General features: G+C 52.0%; 11 protein-coding genes. 10 read left to right on the top strand and 1 reads right to left on the bottom strand.

Translation table 11 applies throughout. The annotated features are described in order from the left end of the window. The first annotated feature begins 212 nt into the window (after positions 1-212). The 10 genes from PV433_RS17845 to PV433_RS17800 all read left to right on the top strand — a co-directional run bounded on the left by PV433_RS17845 (position 213) and on the right by PV433_RS17800 (position 15,660). Positions 213-1,517, top strand: a complete 1,305-nt coding sequence (locus tag PV433_RS17845; protein WP_332073412.1) for an ABC transporter substrate-binding protein — start codon at positions 213-215, stop codon at positions 1,515-1,517. A gap of 221 nt (positions 1,518-1,738) precedes the next feature. Continuing rightward, complete coding sequence (locus tag PV433_RS17840; protein ID WP_332073411.1) at positions 1,739-6,952, top strand: carboxypeptidase regulatory-like domain-containing protein; 5,214 nt, start codon at positions 1,739-1,741, stop codon at positions 6,950-6,952. Positions 6,953-7,265: 313 nt separating this feature from the next. Next, the gene (locus PV433_RS17835) at positions 7,266-7,769 is read left to right on the top strand and encodes a MaoC family dehydratase (protein WP_332073410.1); all 504 of its coding nucleotides are present in this window, start codon (positions 7,266-7,268) and stop codon (positions 7,767-7,769) included. A gap of 20 nt (positions 7,770-7,789) precedes the next feature. Further along, the gene (locus PV433_RS17830) at positions 7,790-8,977 is read left to right on the top strand and encodes a CaiB/BaiF CoA transferase family protein (protein WP_332073409.1); all 1,188 of its coding nucleotides are present in this window, start codon (positions 7,790-7,792) and stop codon (positions 8,975-8,977) included. Between the two features lie 60 nt (positions 8,978-9,037). Next, the gene (gene mmgD, locus PV433_RS17825) at positions 9,038-10,156 is read left to right on the top strand and encodes a citrate synthase (RefSeq protein WP_332073408.1); all 1,119 of its coding nucleotides are present in this window, start codon (positions 9,038-9,040) and stop codon (positions 10,154-10,156) included. Positions 10,157-10,306: 150 nt separating this feature from the next. Beyond that, positions 10,307-11,752: a bifunctional 2-methylcitrate dehydratase/aconitate hydratase gene (locus tag PV433_RS17820; RefSeq protein WP_332073407.1), complete on the top strand. Its 1,446-nt coding sequence runs from the start codon at positions 10,307-10,309 to the stop codon at positions 11,750-11,752. 67 nt (positions 11,753-11,819) lie between these two features. Then, complete coding sequence (gene prpB / locus PV433_RS17815) at positions 11,820-12,743, top strand: methylisocitrate lyase (protein ID WP_332073406.1); 924 nt, start codon at positions 11,820-11,822, stop codon at positions 12,741-12,743. Positions 12,744-12,843: 100 nt separating this feature from the next. Continuing rightward, a complete protein-coding gene (locus tag PV433_RS17810; protein WP_332073405.1) occupies positions 12,844-13,716 on the top strand; it encodes an HpcH/HpaI aldolase/citrate lyase family protein in 873 nt (290 codons plus the stop codon). An 866-nt stretch (positions 13,717-14,582) separates the two neighbouring features. After that, positions 14,583-15,170: a TetR/AcrR family transcriptional regulator gene (locus tag PV433_RS17805; protein WP_332073404.1), complete on the top strand. Its 588-nt coding sequence runs from the start codon at positions 14,583-14,585 to the stop codon at positions 15,168-15,170. A gap of 55 nt (positions 15,171-15,225) precedes the next feature. Then, positions 15,226-15,660: an SRPBCC family protein gene (locus PV433_RS17800; RefSeq protein WP_332073403.1), complete on the top strand. Its 435-nt coding sequence runs from the start codon at positions 15,226-15,228 to the stop codon at positions 15,658-15,660. 446 nt (positions 15,661-16,106) lie between these two features. On the opposite strand, the gene PV433_RS17795 is transcribed toward PV433_RS17800, so the two are convergent. Beyond that, the gene (locus PV433_RS17795; RefSeq protein WP_332073402.1) at positions 16,107-16,502 is read right to left on the bottom strand and encodes a RidA family protein; all 396 of its coding nucleotides are present in this window, start codon (positions 16,500-16,502) and stop codon (positions 16,107-16,109) included. Positions 16,503-16,691: the final 189 nt, after the last annotated feature.

The raw sequence follows: 16,691 nt of genomic DNA, 5'->3' as shown, positions 1-16,691 counted from the left end.
ACCTTTATTCCGCTCTCCTACCGGATGAAGGTCTTTTTTTTATTAATCGAAGCGATGTTCTTTTTTTGCGTTTTATCTTTTTTTTCAGATAAGCATGCTGCACAGAATGAACATTGCCGGTCAAACGAATAGGCCATTACGATAAGTAAGGGCTGCAATCCCGTTAACATACAGACAGGGTGTCATAAGTAAACGACAAGGAGGATTTCAAGATGAACAGAAAAGGCATCACATGTATGCTGGCACTGACAGTATTGGTACTGTCCGCTTGCGGCAAAACGGACACGGAAGTTTCGTCGAAGGAGGCGACTGCGGAAAAACCGAAGGAACCTTTTACGATGGTCATTCACGGGGGAAATTTCAATGAAGATTTTGGTGTAAGATTCGGCAAGATGCTGGCTGAGAAATTTCCGCACATTAAGTTCGAGTTTATAAAAGGGGAGAAAGGGGAAACGATTCAAGATTTGGCGCTGGCCGGCAAAATACCCGATTTGATTCGCAACGATCCGCCTGTAATGAAGGCCAATTATTTCGACTTGCATCTAGAGTACGATTTGCGCGAACTGATCAAAACGAACAAGTACGACTTGAAGCGCTTCAACTCAGCGTTCATCAATGAGATAACTGATATCGGCGGCAATACGGGCGCCATTTACGGATTGCCGGTATCCCCTTATTTGCCAACCGTGCTGTATTACAATAAAGATTTGTTTGAGAAATTCGGGGTGCCGTACCCGAAGGATGGAATGAGCTGGGATGAGCTGTACGAATTGGCGAAAAAAATGACACGTGTCGATGGCGGTCAAGTATACAGAGGCTTCAGCGCAAGTATCGCCAATGTCACCCGGGACAATCCATATTCGCTGCCGATCGTTGATTCTAAAGTAGACGGTCTGTCCGCCCCAGAGGTGTGGACGAAAATATTTAACAATCTAAAGCGCTTCTATGATATCCCGAGCAATACGATCGGCGAAAACGGGGTTAAGGAACGAGACGCCTTTGCGGCTGGAAACGTCGCCATGCAAATCAATCAAATCAACGTATATTTGAACTTGCCGGAAAATGTGAAATGGGACATCGTCTCCGTTCCGTACATGCCGGATGCGCCAAAGAAAATGCCGATCCGAGGACCCTCGTACTGGTCCATCACGCAGCAAAGCAAGCATAAGGAGGAGGCGTTCCAGGTCATAGCGGCAATGTTGTCCGACGAGGTGCAAATGCGCGATTCTCGGAACGGAATGCCGACGACATTGAATAACAAGGAGATTCAAGATGCGCTAGGCAAAGACAATCCGATGTTTCAAAATAAAAACATGAATGCGGTTAACTATTATCCTCCGGCTGATCTTCCTCCGCGCCGGGCCAGTGGCCTTGTCAACATTTCCGAGAGCAGTCAGGCGACGATCATATCCGAGCAGTTGCAAAAGGTGGCCCGCAATCAAGCCGATGTGAATACATCTTTGCGCGAAGCGGATGAACGGATTCGGAAGCTGATCGAACAGGAGAAGAGTAAGTAAGCAAGTCGGCATGATGGAATGCGGTGCTTATCGCAATGGGAAGTTGTCGCATTACGCTTCTTTACCTGGTAAATGGAAGACAGCCTGTATATGGAGGGAGAATGACACGCATGCGCAGATGGATATCAAAGGTGACCGCCTGGGTTTTGCTGCTATCGAGTTTCTCGTTTCCCGTTTCCGTACAAGCGGAGTCTATATCGCCTTTTCAGGAGGAAGGTCCTGTGCACGCCAATACAAACAAGCTGATTGTCCTGCCAGAATGGAGTCAGGCTCCCGCCCTGGACGGAGAGTTGAACGATGCTGCCTGGAACGATGCAGCGACGCTCGACGATTTTCGGACCGCCTATTCCTACGAGCCGGCCTCGGGTGATATCGCTTACAAAATGGCCTACGACGATACGAATCTGTATATCGGAGGCACTGTTTCGCTGGAGGAAATACAATCGCTTTCAAGAGTGGAGATCGTTTTGAGCCCAGGCTCCTCGGGCACACTCCACTACGTAGCCGGCATACCGATCCAACCGAACCGGGCACTGACGACCGAATGGTACCGGACAATCCATATGCCGGAAACGCCGCAGCGAATTGACCTGACCAGCTTCGCGAGCGAAACATTCGCGGACGCTGGAGCTGGAACATTTTCGCTTGAGGCAGCAATCCCGTTTTCATCGTTCGGCCCGCCCTCTGTATCCGTCGGCGATGAGTGGAGAATAAATATTATTCATATCCACAATTTCAATACAAAGCCGATGTCGTCCTGGATCCCGATTCGCAATTCCCGCTTCATGGACAGATCGGGCGATACGATTGCATACTCGGCCAACGTAGTCGACCAGGGGAGGCTCGGCAGTGTCTTTTTCAAGAAAGCTCCGCAAGGCGATTTGTGGAAGCCGGATGGCTGGGAACTAAATTTTACCGACTTTGCGCAAAAACGGTTGACCTTTGCACAGCCTGTATCGCCTCGGAATGATTTTGTACTCGAATGGAAAGAACCGAATGCAGATTGGCAACTGCTGAACGAACTTGACGCCATGGTGAACAGTTCGCTAGTTTCTTTGACATTCGAGCACCCGGAGCCGCTGCGGGACGGAATGTACCAGTTGCGCCTTACCGCAAGCTCCGGCAACCCGAACGACAACCTGCTGGCGATTTTTACGTTTGATCGGGAGCAACTGATCGAAGCAGGGACAGCCGCGTTAGACTATACAATTCCGACCGGCGGAGGCCCGACCGAGGTAACGTATGCGCCGGCTTCCGCGGAAGTGGAAGCGGTGATGACTCTCATCCCGGATCAACCCGGATTTCGCTATGTCGGACTGCCGGAAATGCCGCAATTAACACCGGACGGACAGTACACGCTGTCGGCAGACGGCCAGAGAATCATTTCCAAGCGTACTGGAATGTCCTATCCGAGTGGAGCATATCCGGAGACGAACTCCTTAACCGTCATCGGCCGCAATGGGACTGCTGTTAATTATCCATATTACGAGGACGGACAGGGGAAACGTTATTTTTTGAGCGCCCATCTCTGGTATTTGCAGCGTCAGAGTGCGCTGACGAAGACGGAGACTATCTCCCGAAGAGACCCGCTGGGAGCCGCCCGTCTGCTGTACCGGTTCGCGCAGGCATACGATACCTATATGCCGACGACGGATGAAGCCTGGTACACGATCCCGATGAATATAACGAGCGGTCCGCCGTATAATTATTGGGGCGGTATGTGGGAACGCTGGAATTTAAATGATCTGTCCAATTTGCGGCCGCTGCTGCAAGCTTACAACAGAGTAAAGCAAACCGACGCGCTGCAAGTGCTCGGAGCGGAAATCGGAATTGATGTGGAGAAGAAGCTGATCGAAGACATGTTCCTCCCTTCCATGGATTACGTGTTCAGCTTTCCGATAACGCTCGGCAATATGGATGCCTCGACTTGGCAAGGGCTGATTGAGGCAGGGCGAGCGCTTGGGCAGCCGGAATACATTCATAAAGCTGTGGAATGGATGAACGACTATGCCGGGCAACGATTTTTGTCGGACGGTTCCTGGTACGAGGTAACGACCTCCTATCATGATCAGGCTATCTCGGGGCTCATAAGCGCTATTAACTTGCTGCAAGGCTACAGCGATCCGGTTGGATATGTATCACCGCGAACAGGCAGGCGGTTCGACAACCTGGATTTGTACAGCGAATTTCCGATTCTTGAGAAAGCGCGGCAATTTTCCAAGAATTTGGCCTATCCGAACGGCAAGGCGGTGCCGATCCAGGATACGTGGGCATCGGGGTCGGTAGCGCAGCCAATTCCGGAAGCAGGTCCGCTGCTGCTGCCATCGGCAGGCATAGGGCGTCTCACGTCAGACGAAAACGCCGATCAGACGCAGCTGTATATGCAATTTACGCCGAAATACGGGCACAATCATTACGATCCGTTAAGTCTGAATGTATTTGCGGAAGGCCAGGAGTTATTGCCCGACTTGGGCTATACCCATTCGAAATACCGATATTTCACCGTCTCGACGATCGGACATAATACGGTTGTCGTAAATAGCCGGAATATGACGATCGACAGCGAGTCGAAGCATGGCGGACGAATCGAGCAATTTGCTCAGGCTGATAGCGGCTCGTTTCAGGTCATGCGGGCAGAAGAGAAGCGCGCTTATCCGGAGACGACCGAGTATAGCCGAGAACCGTGGCTGATTTCGTTTCCCGATGACAGCGGAAAAGGTTATGTTCTTGACTTGTTCCGAGTATCCGGAGGGGATCGGCACGAATATACGCTGCAGGGCGACGCCAATGTCGATTCCTATTTTCGTACCGACATGACGCTTGCCGATTACGGACCGCGCTTGCTACCGCCTGGGGTTGAGGCGTCGGAAGCGACAGACCAAGGTGATAGCGGCAGCGCAGAAGGACATTATCCCGGCTATATTTACATTAAAGACGTGAAGCAAGCGGTGCTGTCGGGAGACAAGTACAATGTAACGCTGGATACGTACGACGGTATCGGGGAAAAGGCGAAGCTGAACGTAATCGGTTTACTGGAGAGCGGCTCGAACGAACTGTATTTGGGACGATCGCCATCGATCCGCTCAACCCGCTTGAACGGCAGTTCGAAGGACGACAATGTCGATGTTTCGCTCCACGATATGCCGAAACTTGTGCTGCGCCGGGACGGAAACGATGTGACAAGCACGTTTGTTACGCTGTTGGAGCCGTATGGCGCGACCGCAACAACCCGCGTCGAGGCGGTCGATCGGCTTGTGCCGGATCAGTCGCCAGCAGGGGCGGTCATCATTCAGATCGCTTACGGGAACACGACCGATATTGTCTTGAGCAACCCGCGTCATCCGGGGGGCCTGCTCACGGTCGGCGATATCGCGATGCGCGGCGAGTTGGGCTTTATCCGACTTGTGGATGGCGCGCTGACAGAAATGCAACTGACCGGCGGCACATCTTTAAAGAAAGGAAATGTGGAAATTACCGGACAGGGTATCGTTACTGGAACGATCACAGGCACAAAAAGGAGCGTTAGTGGGGATACGTACGATGCGCTTGTCACGGAAACGGAGGTCGGCAATGATGTTGTCGGCAGCTATGTGATCGTCACTCATCCCGACGAAAGCACACGCGGGTTCAAGGTCAGTGATACTCGGCAAGTCGGCGGCAAGACAGAGATCGTACTGGCGGATCAGGACCCGGGCTTCGAAATTCGCGAAGACGGAAGCTCGAGGCAAAACTATTACCCGGCTAAGGAGTGGACGGGCTTGCATACGTTCCGCATCGCCGGAACGGCGGCTTATGATGGTGAACCCGTGCCGGATACGGGTCCAACTGGCAACGTTACCGGCACGGTATATGACCCGTATGGGGCACCGCTCAGTGGAGCGGCCGTAAACGTGAGCGGTTACGCATCGATCGCAACTCATACGGATCCTAATGGACAATTCATCTTGTCTAATGTGCCGAAAGGAGTCCGTCATGTAAAAGCGAAGAAGGCGGAATACGCACAGGGCGTGTCCGATGCCGTATATGTCCAAGCGGGTCAAACTATGTCTGTCTCTATAGTGCTGCCGAAAGAATTGCCACCGGTGTTGTCGGAAGTAACGGAAATAGCAGGTGCCGGCGATCCTGTCCGGGCGACCAGCTCAAAGGACGGCAATATGTACCTTGTTCCGGCCGGGACCTTGCCGAATCCGGCCAATATCGAAACAATTGCCGCGACTGTCGGCACCGCCGTCTACGGAATCGCCGCCGGAATTCCGGTTTTGCTGGACACGACGGGCTTATCGCCGGGACGATACCACGTCTTCTCGATCGATGCGCACGACGGCGTATCATCCAGCGCTTCCATACAGTTGATCCCGATCGATAAGTCTATATTGGAAGATGGGGATGAAGATATTGTTTATACGGGGGCCTGGACGCAATATTCCAACAGCGCCTATTCCGGCGGCACGGTAAAACGGGCTGGCACGGCAGGCTCCCAGGCGCGAGTTTCCTTTTACGGCAGTAAGGCGAAAGTGATCGGAACGACAAGTACAAGCAACGGATACGCTGATATATTCGTGGACGGAGTGTTCCAGACGAAAATCGATACATACAGCTCCTCGACCCGCTATCAGCAAGTCCTCTATGAAACCGACACTTTGGCTGAAGGCGTTCATACGATTGTGATCGAAGCGACCGGAGAGAAACGGAGCGCCGCAGCGAATGCTTATGTGACATTAGATGCAGTGCAAATCTTACACGAGGATGAACTGCCTTACCAGCTGACCGGTATAACAAACGGCCCATTGATCGCAGGACAAACGGTTGCAGCGACGAGCCCTAGAGATGGTGCGCTTTATCTTGTGCCTTCGGCGACTGAAGCAACGAAACCGGCGATCGAGGCGGGCGCAGCGTCTTCCAATGGGCGCTCGGCCGTTGTGACGGCAAACGTATATGGCATGCTGGATACGACCGGGCTGGCTACGGATCGGTATCGTGTGTATGCGATCGATACGATGGGGTATGTATCCGAAGGCTCGAGTGGTATCTCGATATTAGATCCGGCAATGGTATCCGTGGATGATGATGAAGCGATCGTGGCCTATACAGGCGATTGGAAAAGCTTTGACAACACCGCTTACTGGGGAGGCACCGTACGCCGCGCACAGTCAGCCGGTAGCTATGCGGATATTCCGTTTTACGGGACCAAGGCGGTTCTACTCGGCAGCCGCAGCTTTAATAACGGGAAAGCGCATATTTATATCGACGGCGTCTACCAGACGACGATTGATACGTACAATCCAACCGTCCAATATCAGCAAGAGCTGTTCGTGTCCGATTCTTTGGAGGAGGGACTGCATATGATCCGGGTGGAGGCAGCTTGGACGCGAAATCCCGCTTCGTCGAACTATTACGTTAGCATCGACGCACTGCAGTTGAATGTAGCCGATTAGCGGAAGCCTAATTCAGCAATGAAGCCGAACGTTTTCGTTACTGCAAGAACTTCGGCTTCTTGCCTTGCTGAAGGCGACCATGGCTGATCGTCGGGATTCAAAAATAAATATATCCAAGTATGCAAAAAGATCTAATTTAATGTATACAATATTGTGTTCATTATTTAAAAGTGATGGAAAATAAGGGCTAGTTGATCGGGGTATGGATGACCGCAACCAGATGGCGAGCTGCATTGCTCAGAGTTGCGGGCATAGTTGACGCTGCGAAGCTTATTTAAGCATACAGGATAAGCAAGACGGGAGGAGAATACGAATGGCAGAACTACATACGCCATACGGAAGGGTATTCGAAGATTTCGAATCTGGAGATATCATCTATCACTGGCCGGGCCGCACGATCACTCAGTCGGACGATTTACTGTTCAGTTTGCTCAGCCTGAACCAGCATCCGCTGCACATCGATACGCATTATGCCTCACAGACGAGTTTCGGGAAAAACGTCGTCAATGGAACGCTCGTCTTCTCAATCGGCGTCGGCTTGACGGTCAACGATATAAGCGGGGCGGCAATCGCCAACCTCGAATACGAGAACGTGACGCATCTGCTTCCTACGTTTCATGGGGATACACTGTATGCGAGAACAGAAATATTGGGCAAATCGGAGTCGAAAAGCAAGGAGGATCGCGGAGTCGTCTACGTCGAGACGATCATAAGCAACCAGCGGAACGAAGATGTGTTGCGCTTTCGCAGGAAATTGATGGTGCCGAAACGGACATTTGCGATTCGTCCGCATACGCATATCCGTCCGACGTGTTGACTGAGAAAGGGGATAAAGGCATGAAACCGTTGGAAGGCATTCGTGTGTTGTCCATCTCTCAATACGGCGCTGGACCTTACGCGACATTGCATCTGGCCGACCTTGGCGCGGAAGTGATCAAGATTGAGGACCCGCATACGGGCGGCGACGTATCGCGTTCGGTCATCCCCTATGCGGAGCAGGGCGACAGCTTATATTTTCAGGCATTGAATAGGAACAAGAAAAGCGTCACGCTCGATCTGAAATCGGAGACCGGGCGAGCGCTGTTTCGGCAGTTGGCGGCCAAGTCCGACGCCGTGTTCAACAATTTGCGAGGCGATGTGCCGGCAAAGCTGGGGCTTACGTACGAGCAGTTGAAAGACGTCAACCCGCGCATTGTGACATGCTCTCTGTCCGGATTCGGCACAACCGGCTCGATGAGAGCGGAGCCTGCCTATGATTATTTGCTTCAGGCAATGCTCGGTCATATGTCACTTACCGGCGAACCGTCCGGCCCTCCAGAGAAGTACGGCGTTTCAATGATCGATTTTTCTACCGGCATGATGGCCGCGCTCGGACTAATGGTCGGCTTGTTCCGGGCGAAGTCGCAGGGCGAAGGCTGCGATATGGATGTGAGCTTGTTTGATACGGCGGCGTCGGTGCTTAATTATTTGGCCATCTGGAATTTGAACAAAGGATACGTTCCGCAAAAGACGGCGCACTCCGCTCATCCGAGCCTCGTTCCGTCCCAATTGTTTCCGACGAAAGACGGACACATCGTCATTATGTGCAACAAAGAAAAGTTTTTCCCGGCGTTGAGCCAAGCGATCGGCGCCCCGCATCTGGCGGAGGATGCGAGATATGTCAACTTCGAGTCCCGATTCGCGCACAAAGATTCGCTCGTGGCCGAGTTGATCGCCATCTTCGCCCGGGAAAAGACGGCATATTGGCTGGAAAAACTGCAGGGCGTAGTGCCCGCCGCCCCGGTGAACACTGTCGATGAGGCGTTGAAGCATCCTCTGCTGCGGGAGCGGGACATGATAGTTAACGTAGCCCATCCCGGCTTTGGGGACGTGAGTATGATCGGGACACCGATCAAAATAACGGGTGAGAAGCCGAATTACCTCGCTGCGCCTGCTCTCGGCGCGAACAATGAGGAAATATTCGGCGGCTTGCTTGGTCTGTCCCGCAGTGAGCTTGAAAGGCTGACTGCGGAGCGGGTTGTGTAAAAAAGGCAGTCACTTCGGCTTATGCCGTTAATCGAAAAAAATAACGAGGAGTGAAGGTCGATGACTGAAAAATTTCGCCCCGGACTTGAGGGCATTATTGCCAGTGAAACTACCATTTCGTATCTGGATGTGGCGGCCGAGCAAATCGTCATCCGCGGTTACGATCTGATCGAGTTAGCGCGGACCGTTACCTATGTCGATGTCGTCGGACTGCTGTTGGACGGGACTCTGCCCGATTCGGCACAGCGGTCGAAGCTGGAGGCGGAGCTGGCCGCGGAAGCGGAGCTGCCGGACGAAATATGGCCAATCGTCAGTTTCCCGGCGCCGCACAAGGAAGCGATGGATATTTTGCGGACGGGCATATCCGCTCTCGCTGCCTTCGACGAGGAACTAGGTGTCCGGTCGCCGGAGGCAAACCGCCGCAAAGCATTACGCTTGCTGGCCAAAGTGCCAAACCTTGTGGCTAACGGGTACCGGCTGCAGACGGGTAAAGCTCCGATCGAGCCGAAAAAGGAGTTGTCCTACAGCGCCAACTTCCTGTACATGCTAACAGGAAAGCTGCCTGATGAGCGGGAAGCGCGTGCGTTCGACCAGTCGCTAATCGTGTACAGCGAGCACGAGATGCCGAACTCGACGTTCGTCGCCCGAGTGATCGCCTCAACGCATTCCGATCTATACGGAGCGCTGACCGGCGCCGTTGCTTCGCTCAAAGGAACGCTACATGGCGGGGCGAATGAAGCGGTCATGTACATGCTGCAGGAAGCGAAAACGCCGGAAGGGTTGGAGAAGCTAATGAAGGGCAAGCTTGCCGCCAAGGAACGGATAATGGGCTTCGGTCATCGTGTATACATGAAGAAAATGGACCCGCGCGCGCTGATGATGAAGGAAGCGCTTGCCGTTCTGTCCGAGCAGCGTGGCAGTCGCGAGCTGTACGAGATGTGCGATCTGGGCGAACGGATCATGCGGGAGGAGAAGGGGTTGTATCCGAACCTGGACTATTACGCCGCGCCAGTCTATTACATGCTCGGCATCCCGATCGACCTGTATACGCCCATATTCATGGCCTCGCGAACGGTCGGAATCGGCGCTCATGTCATGGAGCAGCATGCGAATAACCGGCTGTTTCGTCCGCGTGTGTTGTATAGCGGTCCGCGGGGATTGCGTCCAACTATACAATGAAGCGGCAATTGTTTGAACGTCGCCATGCAACGCCACACCGCGCGCCATGAGGTGTGCGGTGTGTGAAAGTGCGGATATGAACGGGTCTACGCTGACGATACGGCTGGCCCGGTATCGAGAATCAGTTACTATGGAAGGAGCATGTTGCACATGCATCATGAATTTGCGAAGCAATTCCGCGGAACGCCGGATGAACTGCTAGTCCGGCTCGCCGATTACGTCCTCGATAAACGGATAAAGAGCTCAGAAGCTTACAATACCGCGCGTTATGTGTTGATGGATACGCTCGCCTGCGGTTTCTTGGCGTTGCGTTATCCCGAATGTGCCAAGCACCTCGGACCGATCGTTCCGGGTACCGTCGTTCCGAACGGGGCGCGCGTTCCCGGGACGCAGTATGTGCTGGATCCGATCCATGCGGCGTTCAATATCGGGTGCATGATCCGCTGGCTCGATTACAACGATACGTGGCTGGCGGCGGAATGGGGGCACCCGTCGGATAACCTCGGCAGTATTCTCGCGGTATCCGACTATATCAGCCGTCAGCGTGCTGCCCGGGGAGAAGCGCCGCTTACCGTGCGGGATGTGCTTACGGCCACGATCAAGGCTCACGAAATTCAAGGCGTGCTCGCGCTCGAGAACAGCATGAACCGGGTCGGTCTCGATCACGTTCTGTTTGTGAAAATTGCGTCGACCGCCGTTGTAACCGCTCTGCTGGGCGGAACCCGGGAAGAGGTCATCAACGCGCTATCCAATGCCTGGATCGACAATGCCAGCCTGCGCACGTACCGGCATGCCCCCAATACGGGCTCGCGGAAATCGTGGGCGGCGGGCGACGCTACGAGCCGAGCGGTGCGGCTCGCGCTCATGGCGCTGAAGGGCGAGATGGGGTATCCGAGCGCGCTGACCGCGAAAGGCTGGGGCTTCCAGGATGTGCTGTTCAAGGGCAATACGCTGACGCTTGCCCGCGAGATGGACGCTTACGTCATGGAGCGCGTACTGTTCAAAATTTCTTTCCCGGCTGAGTTCCATGCGCAGACGGCCGTCGAGTGCGCCTTCCGCTTACATAGGGAAGTGAAGGACCGACTGGATCTTATTGACAGAATCGAGATGACGACACACGAGTCGGCGATCCGAATCATCGACAAGAAAGGGCCGCTGCACAATCCGGCGGACCGCGATCACTGCCTGCAATATATGGTCGCGATCGGCTTATTGTTCGGCAATTTGACCGCCGACCATTATGAGGACGAGATCGCCGCAGATCCGCGTATCGACGCGATTCGCGAGAAGATGGTCGTCAGCGAGAACCCGCAATACAGCCGCGACTACCTCGATCCGGATAAACGGTCGATCGCCAATGCGGTGCAAGTATTTTTCCGGGATGGGACGTGTACGGAAAAAGTCGAGTGCGAATATCCGATTGGCCATCGGGAACGGCGGGTAGAAGGCATGCCGAAGCTGGTGGAAAAATTCGAAAGCGCCATTGCCACCCGATTCCCGAAAAAGCAGCAGCAGGACATCATTCGAATGTTTGCCGATACGGAGAGACTGGATGCGATGCCGGCGCATCATTTCATGGAACAATTCGTAATATGATCGCAAAGGAAGACGGAGGGTGCGGACATATTCCGTCACGCCCGTCTTTCCTCAGGAGGGATACGACTTGACTTGGTTTATGGAACGAGACGTAACGCAGCGGGAACTGGCCGAGCGTTTCATGGCGCTCATACAAGGTCCCGCGGCATTGAAGCTGCCGGGCGCTCACGACGGGTTGGCGGCGCGGATGGCACAGCTCTCCGGATTTGAGGCGTTGTATTTGTCCGGGGCGGCGTACACAGCCAGCCGCGCATTACCGGATCTTGGCGTCGTCGGTTCGGCGGAGCTGGCGGACAGGGCGCGTGAGCTTGTTCGCGCTACTGGCCTGCCGCTTCTTGTGGATATCGATACGGGATTCGGCGGTGTATTGAATGCGGCGCGTACCGCGAAGGAAATGGTTGAGGCGAATGTGGCCGCTGTGCAGCTAGAGGATCAGGATTTGCCAAAAAAGTGCGGACACTTGAACGGAAAGAAGCTGGTGACGCCGGAAGAAATGATTCAAAAAATACGTGTCATCAAAGAGGTGTGCCCGTCCCTAATTGTCGTCGCCCGCACCGATGCAAAGGATGTGGAAGGGATGGACGCGGCGATCTCACGGGCGCAGCGATACGTCGCTGCAGGAGCGGACGCGATATTCCCCGAGGCGCTTGCGACGGAAGAGGAATTCCGCCGGTTCAGCGCCGCGATTCATGTACCGTTGCTGGCCAATATGACTGAATTCGGTCGTACTCCGTACTATACGGTGCAGCAGTTCGAAGCGTGGGGATACCGGATGGTGCTGTTTCCGGTTACATCGCTGCGTGTGGCAGCCAAAGCTTACGAGCTTGTGTTTCGCGAAATTATGGAGCTGGGAACCCAGGCGGGGGCACTCGAGCGGATGATGACCCGCAAGGAGTTATATGAAGCGATCCGATATTACGATTACGAGAAGTTGGACGCGAGTATCGCGGCTACCATCCTGCCTGGCTCGACAGAGGAGCCGGAACGGTAGCTCAAACGGTAGTTGACTATAACGCTGCTCCATAATCAGCAAGCCCCCCCTATTTCCCATTGAATCGGCTTTCTAAACGGTTCGTCAAGGAGTGCTTGTCATGAGTTTGGTTTATTTGTTCACACCCGGCGACAGCCGGATTAAGCTGGAGAAAGCGGCAGGCAGTGATACGGATGTTGTCATCATCGATCTGGAGGACGGGGTATCCGCTGCCGACAAGACTTTCGCCCGTCAGCAGACTTACGCCTTCCTAGAGGAGAAGCGGAGAGAAGCCAGCCGGAACAAGCCGTTCGTCATTCGCTGCAATCCGGCGAATAGTCCGCATTTTGCCGAGGATATGCGGCTTGTTCGCGAGTGTGGCGTGGTCGGAGTGATGATTCCGAAGTGCGAAGGTGCGGAAGAGCTGCGGGCGGCGAACGAAGCGGCCCCGCTTGCAGAGCTCATCCCGCTCATCGAGTCGGCCCGAGGCGTGCAGCAGATGGAAGAAATCGGCACCGCTAGTGATCGCATCGGCAAGGTCGCCTTCGGCGCGGTTGATTTCGCACTCGATATCGGGGCGGGATGGAGTGAAAGCGGCGAAGAGCGGCTGTATGCGATGGGCCGAATCGTACTGCTGTCGCGGGTAGCGGGACTAGAGCCGCCGATCGACGCTGTATTTCCGCTGCTTGACGCCAAGGAATCGTTCATAAAGGATGCGAAGCTTGGCAAGCAGGTCGGCTTTTATGGGAAAATGATCATTCATCCGCGACATATTGAATGGGTCCGGGATGCCTACCAGATACCGAAGGAGGAACTAGAGTGGTGTCGCAATGCGGTCCGTTTGTACGAAAGCATGCCTTCGGGCGGATCGGTTAAACTGGACGGCAAGCTGATCGACATGCCGGTATATGTGAACGCGAAGCGCAGGTTGGGCGCCCTGACCGTACAGCAGGAGGGCGGGACCGTTGGCGAGGTAAGCCCGGAAGGAAAATGACCGTAGATACTCGCCGTGGAGAATGATTCCGCGTGTTAAGTGAAGTATTTTGAGACCGCTCATATGAGCGGTTTTATAATGAGTAATGAAAATATAAGTTTTCAGCGAAGCTGATACTTCTGCTCGTAAGTAAAACTACCTCTTACGCAGGGTCATTCGTCGTGGAAAAGAGATATGCGGCATGTGGAGCCGTCCTGGATTCTTGCTGAAGAAGGAGTGCGAAGAGAAATGGTGCCTAGCATGGGATTGATTGACCAAATGAAGAAAAGTAGTTTCCCAATAATCGGATTTAGGTATTTGAAACCCAAAGTAAATTGTTATTTATTGGGTTAAAGGGCGAAAGTTCAACTTCCAAAATTAGTATGTCCAAATAAAGGTAAGGAGAATGAAATCAATAAAATGGAGACCTTTCATCCACAAAAAATTGCAATCAAAGTGTGGAACAATGTACTAAAGTTCTTGTCATTTATGTATCAAAGTTCTTGTCATCCGACAACATACAAAGTCATACATAGAATGGGATAAATCTGATTTGAAGACATATGTACAAAATACTAATTTATTTTTATACATATATAAGAAAATCGAAAATTCCCTTCATTCGACAGTAAGTACCAACAATCGTGATTTTTGATATTGACTTGAGTTATTCCGCCGAATCTGGTTGACATGATTATCCCTTCAATTATGCCGGACATACAGAAAAATGGAGCTGTCCAGAAAGTCAACCATTACTGACTTCCTGGACAGCCCCTTTTAAAGTTGCTTTTGAAGATATTGACATTACAGCCGAATAACCTTATTATAAAAAAAGAATGTTAGTTAGTGCTAACTATTATATATTGAATCGAGTTGGGAAGATACTTATGGAGAATAAGGTGGTCTTGGACACAAGAACCAAATTGATGAACGCGGCCATAGACCTGATGGCTGTCAAAGGCTATAAAGGCGTATCTACGAAGGAGATTGCAGCAACGGCAGGCGTGAGCGAGATGACCTTGTTCCGTAATTTCGGCAGCAAGCAAAACCTGCTGGAGAAAGCAGTTGACCACTATCATTATTCGATTGAGATGACCCACATTTTTAACGAGAACGTGATCGGGGACCTGAGATCGGACTTGCTGATGATTAGCCAAATGTATCATGAATTGATGGAGCGGAACCGAAAGTTGTTCCTTATTGTATTGAGCGATCATGAATTGGTTGAAATCCGCGAAAAGGCGCAGAAGCATCCTCGGAAACTGTTGGAGTTGTTGACGAATTATTTCAAGGACATGGAGAGAAAGAACAAACTTGTTTCAACCGATGCGGAGATGCAAGCGATCACTTTCATGTGGATGAATTACGGGGCTTTCCTTTCGCAGTTATTTGTCAAATCTGAGCTTACTGCCAAATCCAAGCAAGATTTTATGAGATCCAGTGTTGAGTTGTTCGTGAGGGCGTTAAGCCCTTAATTTTTCATAATCAATGATAGTTAGCGGTAACTAACCATTTTGAGGAGGTGCCCCTATGAAACATCAGAATATGGAATCGCGCAAGCTTGTCGGTCAAACGGTATCTACCGGTTTTCAAGTCGGTGTCAGGAGGACGTTTCCCATCTCGCCAGAACAGGCGTGGACGTTTCTTACCTCTCCTGAAGGAATGAAATTGTGGCTTGGCAACGTACCCCCTCTTGCAATTACGAAGGGAGAGAGTTTTACCTCCGATGAGGGAATCTCGGGTCAGCTCAGGATCGTAAAGCCTCTCAGCCAGCTTCGCTTAAAGTGGGGCAAGAAGGAGTGGGAGAAACCGTCCACGCTGCAAATCCGGATCTTGTCTAATCGCCCTGACAGAACAACGATTAGCTTCCATCAAGAAAATTTGGATCATCCGAACACGCGGGAAGAGATGAAGCTGTATTGGGAAAACGTTCTGAATATCGTCGGGCAGCAAACAAGCACGTAACTGATGAAGAGGAGATGGATCATTATGAGTAGATTTAGTCATATCGACCTGAGAGTAAACGATTTGGAAAGGCCTTAATTACAAACCATAGAATCTCAGCAGGCAATCGGCATATCTTCTATCAGTGCTACCCAGCTACCCAAAAAGAACAACAAGTTGGATCCGGAAGTGCTGCAAACCATCTTACGCGATCTGATGGTAAACCCGAGCATGAAAGTCGCTTCCGATCCGCTGTTGCCGGCCGGCTATTGATAGTTGTCCTGTGTCGTACCCCCAGTGCTTAACGAAATAGGTATTGCATCTGAGCCGACGGTAAGGGTTGCCGCAAAATAAAGGAGCGTGTCTTCGCCATTCGGGACTTGATATCGCCTAAGCTGGTCGCAATAACAAAAACCATGAACTTTGCAAGGTTCATGGTTGGGATGAAGTGTGCGGATGGGACATTGTTATACTTTAGCAGCCCATATTTCGATTTCAATTTTAATCTCAGGCAAGCCTAATTCTGTAATATAGCCAATTGTCATCGCAGGATATTCTTTCCCGAATAATTTGTCCCACTCTACGTCAAAGAAATCCCAATCGATCTGTTCAGTGGCCCAAATATTCACTTTGATAATATGTTCACTACTCAAATTTTCCGATTCCAGAACGGTCTTAATGTTAGCAAACGTATGAACCACCTGCTCATTCAAAACAGTTGGTATCTCCCCCTGAGCGTTTACTCCGATTTGTCCCGATGTAACAAACAGTTCTGCACCTCTTGGAATTTTTGTGATGTGCGTGTAATTCCCAACCGGCGCTGGCATAGTTACGGGATTTGTTCTGGTAATTTTTCCGTTCATTTTAGCGACACCTCGTCATTTTGGATTGATTGCTGTATTCATTTTGGGAGCCACTTGGATACACTTCACCCGTAATACATGACTCCTAGAAAAAAACAGCAATGGAGTATCCATAACCGGATGATAAGCTTTTACGCGCTCTCTTTTTCATCTTCGGATGCTCCCTCCCTCTCAAAATGATAAAGTTTT

Source organism: Paenibacillus sp. GYB004, assembly GCF_036577605.1.
GTDB lineage: Bacteria > Bacillota > Bacilli > Paenibacillales > NBRC-103111 > Paenibacillus_AB > Paenibacillus_AB oceani.
The sequence above is the reverse complement of the archived record's forward strand: the minus strand, read 5'-3'. Positions and strand labels throughout refer to the sequence as shown.

Coding starts and splice junctions, on each gene's coding strand:
- PV433_RS17845 (WP_332073412.1), top strand. CDS start 213: ATGAACAGAAAAGGCATCACATGTATGCTGGCACTGACAGTATTGGTA.
- PV433_RS17835 (WP_332073410.1), top strand. CDS start 7,266: ATGGCAGAACTACATACGCCATACGGAAGGGTATTCGAAGATTTCGAA.
- PV433_RS17830 (WP_332073409.1), top strand. CDS start 7,790: ATGAAACCGTTGGAAGGCATTCGTGTGTTGTCCATCTCTCAATACGGC.
- mmgD (WP_332073408.1), top strand. CDS start 9,038: ATGACTGAAAAATTTCGCCCCGGACTTGAGGGCATTATTGCCAGTGAA.
- PV433_RS17820 (WP_332073407.1), top strand. CDS start 10,307: ATGCATCATGAATTTGCGAAGCAATTCCGCGGAACGCCGGATGAACTG.
- PV433_RS17810 (WP_332073405.1), top strand. CDS start 12,844: ATGAGTTTGGTTTATTTGTTCACACCCGGCGACAGCCGGATTAAGCTG.
- PV433_RS17805 (WP_332073404.1), top strand. CDS start 14,583: ATGGAGAATAAGGTGGTCTTGGACACAAGAACCAAATTGATGAACGCG.
- PV433_RS17800 (WP_332073403.1), top strand. CDS start 15,226: ATGAAACATCAGAATATGGAATCGCGCAAGCTTGTCGGTCAAACGGTA.
- PV433_RS17795 (WP_332073402.1), bottom strand. CDS start 16,502: ATGAACGGAAAAATTACCAGAACAAATCCCGTAACTATGCCAGCGCCG.